Consider the following 17,539-nt stretch of genomic DNA (forward strand, 5'->3'; position numbering starts at 1 on the left):
TACAATGAATTGATCTCCAAAAAATACCTATGGAAAATTTTGAAAACACAAGTTCGAGTCCCGTAATTCCTGAATTTCAACCGCGACTTGATATGAAGGAGCTTCAGCAAAGTTTAGAAGCCGTAAAAGCGGAGATCGGAAAAGTAATTGTCGGTCAGGAATCCATGATTGAGCATTTATTAGCGGCACTTTTATCCAACGGTCATGTTTTGATCGAAGGAGTTCCGGGAGTTGCGAAAACCATTACGGCAAAATTACTTGCGAAAACGATCGATGTTGGTTTCAGTCGAATTCAGTTTACCCCAGATTTGATGCCTTCTGATATTTTAGGAACTTCCATTTTTAATGTTAAAAATTCTGAATTTGAGTTTAAAAAAGGACCTATTTTTTCCTCTTTTATTTTAATTGATGAAATCAACAGATCGCCCGCAAAAACGCAATCCGCTTTGTTTGAGGTGATGGAAGAACGCCAAATCACGATGGATGGTAAACAATACCAAATGCAGGAACCTTTTCTTGTCGTGGCAACTCAAAATCCGATTGAACATGAAGGAACTTATCGACTTCCAGAAGCGCAATTGGATCGATTTCTCTTTAAAATTAATGTGGGTTATCCTAATCTTTCACAGGAAATTCAAATCATTAAAAATCAACATTCAAACAAATTAGAAGATAAAACCGATGCAGTTCAAAAGGTAATTTCCGGCGTGCAGTTAAAAAATTATCAGCAGATTGTGAAAAACATCTTGGTAGAACCACAATTGCTGGAATATATTGCGAAAATAATTATCAATACAAGAGAAAATCAATTCTTGTATTTGGGAGCTTCACCCAGAGCAAGTTTGGCTTTGTTGACTGCTTCGAAATCGTTTGCTGCAATTCGAGGTCGTGATTTTGTAACGCCAGAAGATATCAAAGAAGCGAGTTACGCAGTTTTACGTCACCGTGTTATGGTTTCTCCAGAGCGGGAAATGGAAGGCTTGACTGCAGATGAAATCATCAGACAAATTTTAGAAGCGATTGAAATTCCGCGGTAATCATTTTTAGAACTACAAGTCGCACAAATGTTTTCTGGCAAAATATTCAGGAGAAATAATTGAGTCCTGAAAAACGAAAAAATTAACTTTAAAAAAGTAAAACTTTTAAGCCTTTTTGGTAAAAGCTTTCAACATGAAAAATGTATTCCTCAATAACCGTTTTTTCTTTGCGCTTTTCGGAGTGGGGATTTGTTATGTTCTGGCTTTTTTCTTTCCCATACTGATGGGAGTTGCACACGGGTTTTTGATCGTCGTTTTTTTAGCAATCTTCGTGGATTATTTGCTTTTGTTTAGGGAGAAAAATGCAGTTCAAGCCCAAAGAATTCTGCCAGAAAAATTATCCAATGGTGATCAAAATTCAATAAAAGTTGATCTTAAGAATAATTATCCTTTTCAGATTAAAACCGTAACCATCGATGAAATTCCTTTTCAGTTTCAAAAGCGGGATTTTTTTATAGAAAGAAGTATTGAAGCCAAAAAAAATGTTCTTTTCGAATATGTTTTAGAACCCAAAGAACGCGGAGAATACAGTTTTGGAAATCTGAATATTTTTGCACAGACCTCTTTAGGATTTGTTTCGCGACGATTTACCTTTCAAAAAGATGAGTTGGTTCCAAGTTATCCTTCCTTTATTCATTTGAGAAAATATGAATTAATGGCGCTACAGAACGAATTTCTTTTGGGCGGAATAAAAAAAATACGGAAGTTGGGACACACGATGGAATTTGAGCAAATCAAAGATTACATTCCAGGCGACGATGTACGAACCATCAACTGGAAAGCAACATCCAAGCGGAATCAATTAATGGTGAATCAATTTCAAGACGAAAAATCGCAGCGGATTTTTATGCTTATCGATAAAGGCAGAACCATGCAAATGCCTTTCAATGGCTTGAGTTTATTAGATTATTCGATCAATGCGACCATGGCTTTGAGTCATATAATCCTCAAAAAAAATGATCGCGCAGGAATGATGACTTTTTCTAAAAAAGCAGAAAATAAAGTGGCGGCAGATAACAAATCGGGACAGCTCAAAAAGATTTCTCAAGCGCTTTATAATATTCAGACCAATTTTTTCGAAAGTGATTTCAGCCGATTGTATCAGGAAGTAAGACTCCATATTGGGCAGCGAAGTTTAATCGTACTTTTTACAAACTTCGAAACTTTAGATGCGGTAAACCGACAGATGAAATATTTGCGAGGCATTGCAAAAAACCATTTGTTGGTGGTTATTTTCTTTAAAAATGCTGAGCTTCAGAGTTTGATGAATACCAATCCCGAAAATATTCAAGCAGTGTACGACGAAATCATCGCAGAAAAATTAGAGTATGAGAAAAAACTCATTATTCAGCAACTTAGGAAATATGGTATTTACACAGTATATACGCTTCCTGAGAATTTGAATCTCGAAGTTATAAATAAATATCTGGAACTTAAAGCGAGAGGAATCTTGTAATTAAAAGTTTTGTCTTTTTTTAGACAAATAATTAAAAAGACCGTAAATCGCTAAAATTAGCAGTAAAATTGTAAACCAGTTCATCATTTTTGTATTTGGCACTAAATTAATAATAAAGTGTGTTTCAAAATACCGTTAAATCACCCATTTTTATGAAAATTACTCTTAATCGAATCAACGACGAATATTTATTTGAGTGCAAAAATTCTATAGGAAATTCAATCCTTTTAGATAATATTTCTCAAACAAAGGAAACAAAAGGAGTTTCTCCTATGGAGTCTCTTCTAATGGCAGTTGCAGGTTGCAGCGGCATCGACATGGTTTCGATCATGAAAAAACAGAGACAAACACTTACTCATTTTTCTGCTGAAGTTGAAGGCGAAAGGGTTCAGAAGGACGAAGCAAAACCTTTTAAAACCATCACAGTGAAATTCTTTTTGGAGGGAAAAATAGATCCGAAAAAGGCACTGAAAGCCGCAGAACTTTCTTTTGAAAAATACTGTTCGGTTTCCAAGACTTTAGAACCCAACGTAACGGTAAGTTATGCGGTTTTTGTGAATGGAGAAAAAGTGGAAATTTAAATTTTTGAGGACTATTTATCGCGGTCTCGATCCCATTCTCGGCTGAATCAGTTTAGCAATCGTCGCAGTCCAACCTGTTTGGTGAGATGCCCCGATTCCTTTGCCTGTATCGCCATTGAAATATTCGTGAAACATAATGTAGTTTTTAAAGAATTCATTGTGATTTAGTAAATCATTTCCACCATTGAATGCGCGGTTTCCCTTTTCATCACTCTTAAAAATAGAGTAGAGTCGTTGGCTTAAGTCTGTTGCAACATAATCGAGATTTCTCATCGCGCCACTTTTTGCCGGATATTCAATCTGCAGATTGTCGCCATAATAATAAAAAAACCGCTGTAAACTCTCTACAATTAAGAAATTAATAGGAAACCAAATCGGTCCACGCCAATTGCTATTTCCGCCAAACATACTGCTGTCACTTTCAGCCGGAGTATATTTTACAGTGAAATCTTTTCCATCTACCGAAAATACATAGGGATTTTCGGCATAAACTTTAGACATTGAGCGGATTCCAAAATCGGAAAGAAATTCATTTTCATCCACCATTCGGTTTAGAACTCGGGTCAATCGATTTTTGCGCAAAACGCTCATCAAAAGTTTTCCGCCGCGACCTTCTACTTCCCAATGAGAAACCAGATTAGCGAGTTCGGGCTTATTATTCAGGATCCAATCCATTCTTTTTCGGAAGTTGGGAAGTTTTTCTAACAGTTCATGTTCTACGACTTCCACTGCAAACATTGGAATTAATCCTACAATACTTCTTAGTTTCAAGGAAACAGAATCGCCATTGTTCAGTTGTAAAAGGTCGTAAAAGAAACCGTCTTCTTCATTCCAAAGTCCATTTTTTGTTTCACCCAAATTGTCCATTGCCGCTGCAATGTAAAGGTAATGTTCAAAAAATTTGATTGCCATATCTTCATAAATTGGATTGTATAGAGACAACTCCATTGAAATTCGCATCATATTGAGTGCATACATTGCCATCCAACTCGTTCCATCTGCTTGTTCTAAATGATCGCCATTTTTAAAATTCATATTTCGATCAAATGCACCGATATTGTCAAGGCCTAAGAAACCGCCACCAAAAACATTTTTTCCGTTTTTATCTTTTCGATTCACCCACCACGTAAAATTCAGCAGTAATTTTTGGAAAACACTTTCCAGAAAAGGAATATCGGGTTTTCCGTTTAATTTTTCATCAATTTTAAAAACCCGGAAAGTAGACCAAGCGTGAACGGGTGGATTTACATCACTAAAATCCCATTCATACGCAGGAAGTTGACCATTGGGATGGATGTACCATTCTTTTGTCAATAATTTTAACTGATGTTTCGCAAAACCAGAATCTAAAATTGCAAATGGTACGCAATGGAAAGCTAAATCCCAAGTCGCAAACCAAGGATATTCCCATTTATCTGGCATGGAAATAACGTCTTTGTTTTGCATGTGTTCCCATTCTGTATTACGAACATAGTGATTGAAATTTCTTGGGTTTTCAGATTTTATATCACCTTTCAGCCATTTAGAAACATTATAATGGTAGAATTGTTTATTCCACAATAAGCCTGCAAATGCTTGTCTTTGAACATTTTTTTCTTCTTCATCGTTGATTTCCCGTTGAATACTGCTGTAAAATTCATTGGCTTCTGCTTTTCTTAAACTAAAGATATCGTCGAAGTCAAAAAAGGCATCTTCCATCTCATGTGGGCTCAGTCTAAATTCGAAAATTTTGCATTCTTTTGCTTCAATTTCGGTATCAATTAAGAAACAGGCTTTTGTCCCACATTGGTCTTTATTTATTGCGTTTGTATTATTCTGAATTAGAAAATCATTAATTCCATCCTTAAAAAATTTCGCTGACGAAGCTGTATTTAAAATTTTGGCTGGATTTGTTTCATTATTACAAAATAATGCAATGCTGCTTTGGTCTCTGGAATAAAGCCTTTTTAAAGGTATTGAATCGTGATCGATATTGATAACACCGTTGACCGAGGATTTTAGTTGTGGTTCGTAGTTTCCATGTCCCCAATTCCAATTATTTCTAAACCAGATGGTTGGGAGAATTACCAAAGGCGCTTTTTGTGTACTTCGGTTTTCTACAACAATTCTAATTAGGAAATCATCATGGTTAATTTTAGCATATTCAATGAAAATATCAAAATAATTATTGTCGTTGAAAATTCCGGTGTCTAATAATTCAAATTCGGAGTCATGTTTTGATCTTCTTCCGTTTTCTGCAACCAATTCATCATAAGGAAATTCTTGGATTGGATATTTATAAACCATTTTCATGTAGGAATGAGTTGGCGTATTATCGAGGTAATAATACAATTCTTTAACATCTTCGCCGTGATTTCCTTCGTGATTACTTAGTCCAAAAAAACGTTCCTTAATCATTTTATCTTTCCGATTCCAAAATGAAAAGGCAAAACAAAGTCGCTGTTTAGAGTCACATATTCCTGCAATTCCATCTTCACTCCACCGGTAAGCTCTACTAATGGCGTCACTGTACGTAGTATGTCCCCACGCATTTCCATTAGAGCTATAATCTTCCCGAACCGTTCCCCATTGTCTGTTGCTTACATAAGGACCCCATTTTTTCCATTTCTCATCAAGCATTCGTTCTTTTTCGGCAATCATATCATATAATTTCTGCTGCGAAATTACTAATTAAAATTATTTTCGAAAATTTGTAAAATCTAAATATAATGCTTTCCTTTGCAGAATATTAGGTCATACACATATTGAAAATGTTATTAAGAAAGGTGGAGAGATAAGACTCTATGAAACCTTGGCAACCCTTCGGAAACGAAGAAGGTGCTACATTCTTACCCAGTCTGGGTGAAGATAACAGAAACTTTTTTTACCATTCTTGGTAGCATTTTCAATTTTATTTTTAAGAAAAATTGAAAAATTCGCTACAACATATCAAACTCAAAAATCAAATTTTAGAATCAGGAAAAATTCTTGATATCGATTTGTCGTATCAGTTATTCGGACCGGATTTACATTCTGCCCCGATTATTTTAGTTAATCATGCATTTACCGGAAACTCCAATGTTTCTGGCGAAAACGGATGGTGGAATTCTTTAATTGGCGAAAATAAAAAGATAGATACTACTTATTACTCTGTCATTTGTTTCAATATTCCAGGCAATGGTTTCGATGGGAATTTGATTGATAACGCGCTCGATTTTAGAACAAAAGATCTTGCAACTATTTTTCTTTCAGGTTTAGCATTTTTGAACATCCCAAAACTTCATACCATTATTGGTGGATCTCTCGGTGGTGCAATTGGGTGGGAAATGCTTTCAATTAAAGCCGATTTGGCCGAAAACTTCATTCCGATTGCGTGTGATTATAAAACGTCTGATTGGCTGAATGCTCAATGTTTAGTGCAAGAGTTTCTTTTGAACCAATCTGAAAAACCTTTAGAAAAAGCCCGTATTCATGCGATGTTATGTTACCGAACACCGGAATCTTTAAACCAACGCTTTAAAAACGAAATTCATCCTGAACAGAATATATTCAAATCCCACGATTGGCTCAACTTCCACGGAAAAAAAACTCAGCGAAAGATTCAGTCTAAAAGCGTATCGACTGATGAATCAATTGTTGAGGTCGATTAATGTGGATCAGGAAGATTTAAAGAAAATTGAAGCGAACATCCATTTTATCGCGGTTGATTCTGATCAGTTTTTTCCGGCTTTTGAAATGCTGAATTGTTTTGAAATTTTACAAAAAACCAACGCAAACACTTTCTATCACGAAATAAAATCCATTCATGGGCACGATGCATTTTTAATGGAATATGATCAACTTAACTACCTCTTAAAATCAGTTTTTAATGAAAAATAGAACCGAAATAAAAATTTTAAAACATAAATCCATCATTAAATTTGAAGGGAAGAATTTCTTGGGCGAAGTAGGAATTGACGGCAGAATTTTTAAGGCTTTAACTTACGCCAGAATCAGCGTTGGAGTCATTTCACAGCAAGCCGTAGAGAGTGGAATTTCTGTTTTGGTTAATGAATCGGATTCGGAAAAAGCAGTAAATTGTTTGATCGAAGAATTTGAGAACGAAAGAAAATCCGGAAAAGTAAGTCAGATTTATAGTATTAATAACGTTTCTGTTTTAAGTTTTGTAGCGCAGGATTTTAGTAAAATAATGTCGGAATTGGCCAGAAATAATATTTTTCCACTCATATTAAATCAAATTTCTGCAGAAAATCGTGTCAATATTGTCGTAACTTCTTCTCAGGATGAAAAAGCTAAAAACATTATCGAAGCAGAGATTTTCGCGAAACCGAAAACGGTTCATTTAGCCATCATTGGTCACGGAAAAGTTGGTTCCACGTTAATCGAACAAGTTCTTCAAAAATCTGAAGATATCCGAAACCGAAAAAAACTGGATTTAAAAATTGTGGCAGTCGCAAATTCCAGAAAAATTGCTTTTAATAGAGACGGTTTTAGTGAAAATTGGTCCGATGATATTTTAGTTTCGGAGCAAGATTCGAATGTAGATTCTTTAATTGCTTTTTCCCAGAAAAATCAGTTAGAAAACCTAATCGTAGTAGATAATACAGCGAGTTCAGATTTTGTGAAAAACTACAATACTTTTGCTGAAAATGGGTTCGATTTGGTTTCATCCAACAAAATTTTTAATACGTTGCCCATTTCAGAATACCGCGATTTCAGAAATATTTTAGCAAAGAAAAATAAGAAATATTTGTATGAAACCAATGTTGGAGCAGGATTACCTTTAATTGATACCATTAAATTATTGCATCTTTCCGGCGAAAATATTACCAGAATTAAAGGCGTTTTCTCTGGTTCGCTCAGTTATATTTTCAATAATTTTTCCGTGCGCGACGAGAAGTTCTCCACCATTTTAAAGGAAGCCATGGAAAAAGGGTTCACCGAACCAGATCCACGCGAAGATCTTTCCGGAAATGATGTCGCCCGAAAATTGTTGATTTTAGCGCGTGAACTCGATTTAAGCAATGAATTCAGCGATATTAAAATCGAAAATCTAATTCCGAAAAACTTAGTGAAATTAGACCAAGAAGAATTTTTAACTCAATTAAATTTTCTGGATGAACATTTCGAAAACGTGAAAAAAAATCTAAAAGAAGGGGAAGTTCTCCGTTTCGTTGGCGATTTACATGGCGATCTGCAACAGGAAAAAGGCGAATTGGATGTTCAATTAATTTCCGTTCCGGCTAATTCGGCACTCGGACAATTAAAAGGTTCCGATTCTATTTTCGAGATCTACACCGAAAGTTATGGTGAAAATCCGCTTGTCATTATGGGAGCCGGAGCTGGAGCAAAAGTGACTGCACGTGGTGTTTTTGGAGATATTTTAAGACTTTCAGAAAACAAATAGTAAAGACATAAGAGCCAAGAAGCAAGATAAAAGATGATGAATACAGATCAACCGACAACCGACAACCAACAACCATCAACCAACTTGGAAACCAACGCAATCCGCATACAAAACCAACGTTCACATTTTGATGAACATTCTACGCCGCTCTATTTAACTTCCAGCTTTGTTTTTGAAGATGCAGAAGATATGCGTGCAAGTTTTGCCGAAGAAAAAGAGAAAAACCTTTACAGCCGTTTTTCCAATCCAAACGTGAATGAGTTCACCGAAAAAATGGTGCGCTTAGAAGGCGCAGAAGATGGATATTCCTTCGCAACAGGAATGGCGGCGATTTTTTCAACTTTTGGAGCATTATTAAATTCCGGCGATCATATTTTGAGTTGTCGTTCCGTTTTCGGTTCCACACACACGCTTTTTACCAAATATTTTCCGAAATGGAACATCGAAACAACCTATTTTGAGGCCAATGAAACAGATTTAGAAAAATATCTGACGCCAAATACAAAAATTCTCTATATCGAAACACCGACCAATCCTGCGATTGAAGTTTTAGATTTAGAAATTCTTGGGAAATTTGCAAAAAAACACAACCTCATTTTCATCGTCGATAATTGTTTTGCGACGCCATACCTGCAACAACCCATAAAATACGGTGTCGATTTGGTCATTCATTCCGCCACGAAATTAATCGATGGTCAAGGTCGAGTTTTGGGTGGAGTAACCGTTGGGAAAAAAGATTTGATCCGCGAAATTTATTTATTTGCGAGAAATACGGGACCTGCAATGTCGCCCTTCAACGCTTGGGTTTTGAGTAAAAGCTTAGAAACTTTGGCAATTCGCGTAGAAAAACATTGCGAAAATGCTTTAAAAGTTGCCGAGTTTTTAGAAACGCAGCACAGTGTTTCCGTGGTGAAATATCCGTTTTTGCAATCGCACCCAAGTTTCGAAACTGCCAAAAAGCAAATGAAAATGGGCGGAAATATCGTCGCGTTCGAAATAAAAGGCGGCATCGAAGCCGGCAGAAATTTTCTGAACAAAATAAAAATGTGTTCCCTGTCCGCAAATCTTGGCGATACCCGAACAATTGTCACGCATCCCGCTTCTACCACGCATTCTAAGCTTTCTGTCGAGGAGCGAAATGCGGTTGGAATTACCGATGGTTTGGTGCGCTGTTCCGTTGGGTTGGAGCATTTTGAGGATATTATTAATGATTTAAAACAGGCTCTGGAAAATAATTAGGAGCAACAAAGTGAGTTCTTCGAAACAAGACTCGTCCCGCTTTCCGCTCTATCTTTTTTGCTTTGAAAACCTATTTAAAAAAAGTAAATTCGGATAAGCAAAAAAGGATGCCGCTGCAATCGGGGCTAAAATGAAGAGCATTTCTTCGAATTAAAAAAGAAATGAAGGCTTTAAAAAACAAAAAAATTATGAAATCGCCATGATTGGTTTGGAAACACAAACGCCCATGAAGATAGGCGATTGCATATGACAAATGAAGAACAATAAAATTAACATATGAAATCGCCATTAACAAATTTTCTTGCAAACAAACACCAATGAAGAAGGCGATAACATATGACCATTAAAAATAATAGAATCTACATATGAAAAATACTGCACAATTATATCAAGCACTCAACCAAAGAATCCTCGTTCTCGATGGAGCAATGGGAACGATGCTTCAACGCTACAATTTCACGGAAGAAGATTATCGTGGTGAACGTTTCAAAGATTGGGAAAGTTCTTTAAAAGGAAACAACGATTTGCTTTCATTGACGCAACCAAAAGCAATCGAAGAAGTTCACCGCAAATATTTAGAAGCCGACGCAGATATTATTGAAACCAACACTTTTTCCGGCACGACCATCGCAATGGCAGATTATCACATGGAAAAATTGGTGTATGAACTCAATTTCGAATCCGCAAAAATCGCTAGAAAAGTTTGCGACGAATTCACAGAGAAAAATCTCGCAAAACCGAGATTTGTAGCAGGTTCCATCGGTCCAACCAACAGAACTGCGAGTTTAAGTCCGGATGTTAATGATCCCGGATTTCGTGCAATCACTTTTGATCAATTAAGAATTGCCTATAAACAACAAGCTGAAGCACTTTTAGATGGTGGTTCAGATATTCTTTTGGTAGAAACAATTTTTGATACTTTAAACGCAAAAGCTGCACTTTTTGCGATTGATGAAATTCAGGAAGAAAGAAATATTCAAATTCCGATCATGGTTTCGGGAACAATCACCGATGCTTCCGGACGAACTTTGAGCGGACAAACTGCAGAAGCTTTTTTAATTTCCGTTTCGCATCTAAATCTTTTGAGTGTTGGTTTTAACTGTGCACTAGGAGCCGAACAATTGACGCCGTATTTAGAAACTTTATCCAAAAATTCCGACTTTTATATTTCCGCTTACCCAAATGCAGGATTACCAAATGCATTCGGACAATACGATGAATCCCCGGAATTTATGGCAGAACAAATCCTTGAATATGCCGAAAAGGGACTCATCAATATCATCGGAGGTTGTTGCGGAACAACGCCTCCACACATTAAAGCAATTGCAGACTTGGTGAAGAATTATCAACCAAGAAAGTTGTCGGTTGTCGGTTGATGGTTGTCAGAATTGTAAAAAACAAAATATGGAATACACAAGTTTGGAAGTCTGGATTGAATCCAGAAAATTAACCAATTTAGTCTATAACTTAATTAAAAATTTTCCGAAAGAAGAAATATACGGTTTAACAAATCAAATCCGAAGGTCTGCAGTTTCTGTTCCTTCAAATATTGCAGAAGGATGCGGAAGGAGAACTTCTAAAGATACACTTCAATTTCTGCATATTTCAAGAGGGTCTTTATACGAACTGGAAACCCAATTTTATCTCGCATTAGACCAAAAGTATATTTCTGCAGAAGAGTTTAGTCAAGTTGCGAATCAGTCTTTAATTTGTAAAAAATTGCTCAACGGATTTATTAATTATTATAAAAATTTAGAAAATGGGAAGTGATATAAATCCATCAACCAACAACCGACAACCGACAACCAAAAAATATTTAAAACTTTCCGGTTTAGAACCGCTCGTTATTACGCCGGAATCTAATTTTATTAACGTTGGTGAAAGAACTAATGTTGCTGGATCCAAGAAATTCCTTCGATTGATCAAAGAAGGAAATTATACAGAAGCACTCGATATTGCACGAAATCAGGTGGAAGGCGGCGCGCAAATTTTGGACGTAAATTTCGATGACGGTTTACTCGATGGAAAATTTGCGATGGTAAAATTCCTAAATTTAATTGCATCTGAACCCGATATTTCCCGAATTCCAATCATGATCGATTCTTCGAAATGGGAAATTTTGGAAGCCGGATTGCAAGTTGTTCAAGGAAAATGTGTGGTAAATTCCATCAGTTTAAAAGAAGGCGAAGCAGAATTTATTTCGCATGCAAAAACCATTAAAAGATATGGAGCAGCGGTCATTGTGATGGCTTTTGATGAAGAGGGACAAGCTGACAATTACGACAGAAGAGTGGAAATCTGTAGCAGAAGTTACCAAATATTGACAGAAATTGTAAAATTTCCCTCGGAAGACATTATTTTCGATCTCAATATTTTCCCTGTCGCAACCGGAATGGAAGAACACCGCAGAAATGCTCTTGATTTCATAGAAGCTACAAAATGGGTTCGGGAAAACTTGCCAAATGTTTCCGTGAGTGGTGGAGTTTCCAATGTTTCGTTTTCGTTCCGTGGGAATGATAATGTTCGGGAAGCAATGCATTCTGTTTTTCTGTATCACGCGATCAAAGCGGGAATGAACATGGGAATCGTGAATCCGACCATGTTGGAAGTCTATGACGAAATCCCAAAAGAATTACTGGAATTGGTGGAAGATGTGATGCTCGATCGACAAGATGATGCAACAGAAAGACTTCTCGATTATTCCGAACGTGTAAAATCGACCAAAAAAGAATTTGTAGAAGAATTAGAATGGCGAAAAGAACCTTTACAAAATAGAATTACGCACGCTTTGGTAAAAGGTACGGATCGGTTTATTCTCGAAGATGTGGAAGAAGCAAGAGCTAATTCTTCCAGACCTTTAGACGTTATTGAAATTAATTTAATGACCGGAATGGGCGTGGTTGGAGATTTATTTGGAAGTGGAAAAATGTTTTTGCCTCAAGTTGTAAAATCTGCGAGAGTGATGAAAAAAGCCGTGGCCTACTTGCAACCTTTCATTGAAGCAGAAAAAGATGAAAAACAAAAACCCAACGGCAAAATCTTAATGGCGACGGTAAAAGGCGATGTTCACGATATCGGAAAAAATATTGTGAGCGTCGTTTTGGGGTGCAATAATTATGAGATCATCGATTTGGGAGTAATGGTTCCGGCAGAAAAAATTATTGCAGCCGCCATTGAACATCAAGTTGATGTGATTGGATTAAGTGGATTAATCACGCCAAGTTTAGATGAGATGGTTCACGTTGCCGATGAACTGCAGCGAAAAAATTTAAATTTTCCTTTGTTAATCGGAGGAGCAACCACTTCAAAAGCGCATACCGCGGTAAAAATATTTCCAAAATACGGACATACTGTTGTTCACGTAAATGACGCTTCCAGAGCAGTTGGCGTGGTTTCTCAGTTGTTAGATCACAATAATGTTCAATATAAAGCGGATTTAAAAATTGATTATGAAGATTTTAGGATCAAATTTTTAGACCGACAGATTGAGAAAGAATATGTAACGATTGAGGAAGCCAGAAAGCAGAAATTCAACATCGATTGGGAAAATGAAGAAATATCGAAACCGAATTTCTTAGGAATAAAAGTCATTGAAAATCAGGATTTACGGGAATTACTGGATTTTGTAGATTGGAGTCCTTTTTTCCGTAGTTGGGAACTGCACGGAAAATATCCGCAGATTTTAACCGATGAGGTTGTTGGCGAACAAGCCACAGAATTATTTAAAGAAGCGAAAGTTTTATTGGATAAAATTCTGGACGAAAAACTATTTATCGCCAAAGGAATTTTCGGAATTTTCCCGGCGAATTCTAATGAAGAGGATGATATTTTAATTTCAGATGAAGATGGAAACGAAGTAGCGAAATTCCGAACGTTAAGACAACAATTGAAGAAATCTGCCGGAAAAGAATATAATGCGTTAAGTGATTTTATTGCACCGAAATTTTCTGGAAAGCAGGATTATGTCGGTGCTTTTGCAGTGACAACTGGTTTCGGAACGGAAGAACTCGCGCAGCAATATTATGATGATGGTGATGATTACAACGCCATTATTGTAAAAGCTTTAGCGGATCGTCTCGCAGAAGCATTTGCAGAATATTTACATTATAAAGTTCGAACAGAATTTTGGGGTTATGCAAAGAATGAAAATTTAGAAAACGAAGATCTGATTGCCGAAAAATATTCAGGAATTCGTCCCGCTCCAGGTTATCCAGCTTGTCCAGATCATTTGGAAAAAACCACAATTTGGGAATTGTTGAAGGTGAAAGAAAATATCGGTTTAGAATTGACGGAAAGTTTGGCAATGTTCCCTACTGCGGCAGTTTCCGGTTATTTTTTTGGAAACCCGAAAGCGAAATATTTTGGCGTTGGAAAAATTAAAGAAGATCAGCTGAAAGATTTTGCGGAAAGAAAAGGAGTGGATTTAGAATTCGCCAGAAAATGGTTAAGCCCGAATTTGGCCGATTAAATATGTCAAAAGAATACATAAAAAATGTTTTTCAAAAATTTGATGATCATTTAAATATAGAAAATAATAATCGTATTATCTTTTCTGGAAAATTTGGAATTGGAAAATCATATTTCTTAAATGAATTTTTCAAAGATGAAAATCAGAATGAGAAATATTTTCCGATTTTTTTAAATCCTGTCAATTATTCAATTGCTTCCAATGAAGATATTTTTGAACTAATTAAATTCGATATCCTATATCAAATATTGGACAAAGAAATATTAGATTTTGAAAATTTTGATTTTCCTAAAGGCAATCTTCTTTATCAATATTTTTCAAATAAATTTTTTAATGATTTTGTTTCCACAGTTGATTCTATTGGCGAAAATATTATAGATGAAGTATCTGGAAAATCATATACATTGTTAAAAAATTTAGGAAAACTTATTTCGAAAATTCAAGATATTGGAAAAAAAGACTTTGATAAATTCAAAAAAGAAATAGAAGCAAATTCCGATTTAAATGTTATTATAGATTTTTTTAATAAAGAAGAAGTTAAATTCGGCTCTATTTATGAAAATAATGCAATTACACAGCTCATATTTCACTTTGTAAAAAATGTTGAAGAAAAAACAAAAAAGAAAACTGTTTTAGTTATTGATGATTTAGATAGAATAGATCCAGAACATATTTTCAGAATTCTAAATATTTTTTCTGTGCATGATAATCTTGGAGAAAATAAGTTTGGTTTTGAAAAAATTGTTTTAGTCTGTGATATTAAAAATATCGAAAGTATTTACCATCATTTTTATGGTGAAAACGTTGATTTTTATGGATACATAAACAAATTTTATTCCTTAGATATCTATGAGTATTCCAATAGAGATTATGTGAAATGGTTTGATAAGAATTTTACAATAGATTCTTATCGAAATGGAAATATAGAATTTTTAGGATATATATTTTCCGATGCTATTTTTAAAAATGTTATTTCCGCAAGGCAACTTTTCAACAATGACTTTTCAAGACAAGGTGTTACGACTTTATATAACAAGTATAATGAACAAAATTTTAATGTTTTGCTTAATAATAAATATGTAAGCATATTTTCCTTATTTCAAAGTTCTTATGTTCTTATTAAGACTATATTTAGGTATTTTGGAAACTCAAATAATTTTTTAAAATATGTGGATAAAATTGAAAATAATCAATTAAGTAAATTCCAAAATATCATCGGAGAACTATATTTATTTATTGATTTTAAAAGAGAAAAAAATCATGACCAAGAAAATATCATTTTAACTACTCCTTATGGTTTTAACATTAAACTGAATTATGGTAGATATGAGATAACAGGTGATTTTAATAATGCTGACTTAAAAACTTTCTTTAAAGATATATTAATGCAATATCAAAAAATTATAGAAATTTAACAAATAATGAAAATTACAGAACATATCAAAAATGCGAACGGCAAAACGTTATTTTCGCTAGAAGTCGTTCCACCACAAAAAGGAATTGGAATCGAAGATTTGTACAAAAATATAGATCCTTTAATGGAATTTAAGCCACCGTTTATTGATGTCACCACGTCTCGGGAAGAATATATTTATCTCGATAAAGGAAACGGTTTGATGGAGCGAAAAATTACGAGAATGCGTCCCGGAACTTTGGGAATTTGTTCCGCAATTCAGCATAAATATGGAGTTGATACGGTTCCACACGTGCTTTGCGGCGGTTTTACAAAGGAAGAAACGGAATATCTTTTGGTGGATTGTATGTATCTCGGGATCGACAATATTATGGCTTTAAGAGGGGATGCGATGAAAGGACAACAGTATTTTGAGGCAACTTCTGGCGGACATAAAAATGCAATGGATTTGGTGCTTCAAATAAACAATTTGGGTCGCGGAAAATATCTGCATGATGAAAATATTTTGGAAGATGACAACAAGTTTTGTATTGGTGTTGCAGGTTATCCGGAGAAACACATCGAAGCACCATCGATGAATTATGATTTAAAATGGCTCAAAGAAAAAGTAGATGCAGGTGCAGATTATATTGTAACGCAGATGTTTTTCGACAATAAAAAATTCATCAATTTCGTAAAAGAAGCGCGGGAAATGGGAATTAATGTTCCGATTATTCCGGGAATTAAACCGATCGCTACAAAAGGACATCTTCAAATGTTACCGAAAGTTTTCAAAATAGATTTGCCGGAAGATCTGATTTCTGCCGTAGAAAAAGCAAAAGATAACGCCGCTGTAAAACAAATCGGAATCGAATGGACGATCAATCAGTGTCGGGAATTATTGGATTTTGGCGTGCCGGTTTTGCATTTCTATTCGATGGGAAAAAGTGATAATATTAAGAAAATTGCATCCGAATTATTTTAACTGAAAAAGAATAGGTTTAGTAAAGGACATTTTTTTAAACCACAAAAGTCACAAAAGTTTTTTTTAAAAGGTTTAATAAATCTTGTCTTGAAGAAAAAATAAGGTCAAAATCTATTTTTTTTCTTTAAAAAGAAAAAATTACGCTCGCTTTTGTAACTTTAGACTCCGTCGAAATACATTCATCGACTTTAAGGAGATAATCTTCGATTTGTGGTTTATTTTGTAGCATTATTTTTTTGTCATGCACTAAATACAATTCGCTAAACTAAAAAAACCACCTTTCAAAATAGTTGAAAGATGGTTTTTAATATTTTTATTGGTTAAGGAAATTTCCTAATTGAATTAAATCTGCTTCTCGGCTGAGTTTGATTTTGTTTTTTGAGATAAACTCACTAATTTTTTTCTCTGGAAACTTCTCCGCTAATTCTTTGCTATTATTAATTTTGAGGAAAATGTTTTCACCTTTAATAAAATAAATAGGTTTCTGAGGCATAAATATGGCGGGATTCCCTGCAATCATTGGGTTTGGAGGTGGAGTTGCAGCTTGATATTTGGTGATTATTTTCTTTAGAATTCTAAATTTTCCCTCATTGAGTTCAAAAAAATAGCCGGAATAAAGATCTTCTGTTTTCACATAAACTAACTTTTCTTTCGTCGTTTCCAGCGTAAAACTTGGGTTAGATTCCTCCTTCGGAAGTTGGTAAACATCTTCGTTATTGATAAGTTCGATGGTGTCTAAAAAACTGTTATACCGAATCGGAGCCGATGTTTTGGTGTCGCCAATTTTTGCATTAATGAATTCCGGATAATAGTATGGAATTCCCTTTATGTCCGCATATCTTATTTTCTCAGTTCCATTGTTGAATTCTTCAATTTGTTTATTGAATCGAATGTTACTCGAGATTTCACGGGTACTAATTTGTTGCGCTTGAGTAGAAATTGAAGCTCCAAAAAAACCGATCAAACTAAAAATCAATTTCATAAGAAATAAGGT

The 17,539-nt window shown here is 35.1% G+C and carries 14 protein-coding genes and 1 riboswitch; of the genes, 12 read left to right on the forward strand and 2 right to left on the reverse strand.

Going from position 1 to position 17,539, the window contains the following annotated elements; all coding sequences use genetic code 11:
* The first annotated feature begins 29 nt into the window (after nt 1-29).
* The 3 genes from BW932_RS02255 to BW932_RS02265 all read left to right on the forward strand — a co-directional run bounded on the left by BW932_RS02255 (nt 30) and on the right by BW932_RS02265 (nt 3,074).
* A complete protein-coding gene (locus tag BW932_RS02255) occupies nt 30-1,037 on the forward strand; it encodes an AAA family ATPase (protein ID WP_076384962.1) in 1,008 nt (335 codons plus the stop codon).
* A 133-nt stretch (nt 1,038-1,170) separates the two neighbouring features.
* Nucleotides 1,171-2,493: a DUF58 domain-containing protein gene (locus tag BW932_RS02260; RefSeq protein ID WP_076384964.1), complete on the forward strand. Its 1,323-nt coding sequence runs from the start codon at nt 1,171-1,173 to the stop codon at nt 2,491-2,493.
* Nucleotides 2,494-2,645: 152 nt separating this feature from the next.
* Nucleotides 2,646-3,074: an OsmC family protein gene (locus BW932_RS02265; protein ID WP_076385450.1), complete on the forward strand. Its 429-nt coding sequence runs from the start codon at nt 2,646-2,648 to the stop codon at nt 3,072-3,074.
* Between the two features lie 15 nt (nt 3,075-3,089).
* On the opposite strand, the gene BW932_RS02270 is transcribed toward BW932_RS02265, so the two are convergent.
* On the reverse strand, nt 3,090-5,714 hold the full coding sequence (locus tag BW932_RS02270; protein ID WP_076384966.1) for an MGH1-like glycoside hydrolase domain-containing protein: 2,625 nt from the start codon (nt 5,712-5,714) through the stop codon (nt 3,090-3,092).
* Nucleotides 5,715-5,824: 110 nt separating this feature from the next.
* Nucleotides 5,825-5,928: riboswitch (SAM riboswitch) on the forward strand.
* A 52-nt stretch (nt 5,929-5,980) separates the two neighbouring features.
* Here BW932_RS02270 and BW932_RS02275 point away from each other — a divergent pair.
* From BW932_RS02275 to metF, 9 genes are all read left to right on the forward strand, one after another.
* A complete protein-coding gene (locus BW932_RS02275) occupies nt 5,981-6,703 on the forward strand; it encodes an alpha/beta fold hydrolase (protein WP_317043726.1) in 723 nt (240 codons plus the stop codon).
* Complete coding sequence (locus tag BW932_RS14470) at nt 6,678-6,932, forward strand: hypothetical protein (protein ID WP_317043727.1); 255 nt, start codon at nt 6,678-6,680, stop codon at nt 6,930-6,932. The genes BW932_RS02275 and BW932_RS14470 overlap by 26 nt, the downstream gene beginning before the upstream one ends.
* Entirely contained in the window at nt 6,922-8,460 is a 1,539-nt protein-coding gene (locus tag BW932_RS02280) for an ACT domain-containing protein (RefSeq protein ID WP_076384968.1), read from the forward strand. The genes BW932_RS14470 and BW932_RS02280 overlap by 11 nt, the downstream gene beginning before the upstream one ends.
* Nucleotides 8,461-8,493: 33 nt before the next feature.
* Entirely contained in the window at nt 8,494-9,699 is a 1,206-nt protein-coding gene (locus BW932_RS02285; protein WP_245820628.1) for a trans-sulfuration enzyme family protein, read from the forward strand.
* A gap of 365 nt (nt 9,700-10,064) precedes the next feature.
* Nucleotides 10,065-11,075 carry a homocysteine S-methyltransferase family protein gene (locus BW932_RS02295; protein ID WP_076384972.1) on the forward strand — a complete coding sequence of 337 codons (1,011 nt, stop codon included), beginning with the start codon at nt 10,065-10,067 and terminating at the stop codon, nt 11,073-11,075.
* 28 nt (nt 11,076-11,103) lie between these two features.
* Nucleotides 11,104-11,469 carry a four helix bundle protein gene (locus tag BW932_RS02300; RefSeq protein ID WP_076384974.1) on the forward strand — a complete coding sequence of 122 codons (366 nt, stop codon included), beginning with the start codon at nt 11,104-11,106 and terminating at the stop codon, nt 11,467-11,469.
* A complete protein-coding gene (gene metH / locus BW932_RS02305) occupies nt 11,459-14,167 on the forward strand; it encodes a methionine synthase (RefSeq protein ID WP_076384976.1) in 2,709 nt (902 codons plus the stop codon). Before BW932_RS02300 ends, metH begins: the two co-directional genes overlap by 11 nt.
* Before the next feature lie 2 nt (nt 14,168-14,169).
* Nucleotides 14,170-15,582, forward strand: coding sequence for a P-loop NTPase fold protein (locus BW932_RS02310; RefSeq protein WP_076384978.1), 1,413 nt, complete (start codon nt 14,170-14,172; stop codon nt 15,580-15,582).
* Nucleotides 15,583-15,588: 6 nt separating this feature from the next.
* A complete protein-coding gene (gene metF, locus BW932_RS02315; protein WP_076384980.1) occupies nt 15,589-16,545 on the forward strand; it encodes a methylenetetrahydrofolate reductase [NAD(P)H] in 957 nt (318 codons plus the stop codon).
* A gap of 313 nt (nt 16,546-16,858) precedes the next feature.
* On the opposite strand, the gene BW932_RS02320 is transcribed toward metF, so the two are convergent.
* A complete protein-coding gene (locus BW932_RS02320; protein WP_076384982.1) occupies nt 16,859-17,527 on the reverse strand; it encodes a hypothetical protein in 669 nt (222 codons plus the stop codon).
* Nucleotides 17,528-17,539 lie beyond the last annotated feature (12 nt).

Origin of the sequence: Kaistella chaponensis (genome assembly GCF_900156725.1) — a bacterium.
In the GTDB taxonomy this organism is placed as follows: Bacteria; Bacteroidota; Bacteroidia; order Flavobacteriales; family Weeksellaceae; genus Kaistella; species Kaistella chaponensis.

Coding starts and splice junctions, on each gene's coding strand:
- BW932_RS02255 (WP_076384962.1), top strand. CDS start 30: ATGGAAAATTTTGAAAACACAAGTTCGAGTCCCGTAATTCCTGAATTT.
- BW932_RS02260 (WP_076384964.1), top strand. CDS start 1,171: ATGAAAAATGTATTCCTCAATAACCGTTTTTTCTTTGCGCTTTTCGGA.
- BW932_RS02265 (WP_076385450.1), top strand. CDS start 2,646: ATGAAAATTACTCTTAATCGAATCAACGACGAATATTTATTTGAGTGC.
- BW932_RS02270 (WP_076384966.1), bottom strand. CDS start 5,714: ATGATTGCCGAAAAAGAACGAATGCTTGATGAGAAATGGAAAAAATGG.
- BW932_RS14470 (WP_317043727.1), top strand. CDS start 6,678: ATGAATCAATTGTTGAGGTCGATTAATGTGGATCAGGAAGATTTAAAG.
- BW932_RS02280 (WP_076384968.1), top strand. CDS start 6,922: ATGAAAAATAGAACCGAAATAAAAATTTTAAAACATAAATCCATCATT.
- BW932_RS02285 (WP_245820628.1), top strand. CDS start 8,494: ATGATGAATACAGATCAACCGACAACCGACAACCAACAACCATCAACC.
- BW932_RS02295 (WP_076384972.1), top strand. CDS start 10,065: ATGAAAAATACTGCACAATTATATCAAGCACTCAACCAAAGAATCCTC.
- BW932_RS02300 (WP_076384974.1), top strand. CDS start 11,104: ATGGAATACACAAGTTTGGAAGTCTGGATTGAATCCAGAAAATTAACC.
- metH (WP_076384976.1), top strand. CDS start 11,459: ATGGGAAGTGATATAAATCCATCAACCAACAACCGACAACCGACAACC.
- BW932_RS02310 (WP_076384978.1), top strand. CDS start 14,170: ATGTCAAAAGAATACATAAAAAATGTTTTTCAAAAATTTGATGATCAT.
- metF (WP_076384980.1), top strand. CDS start 15,589: ATGAAAATTACAGAACATATCAAAAATGCGAACGGCAAAACGTTATTT.
- BW932_RS02320 (WP_076384982.1), bottom strand. CDS start 17,527: ATGAAATTGATTTTTAGTTTGATCGGTTTTTTTGGAGCTTCAATTTCT.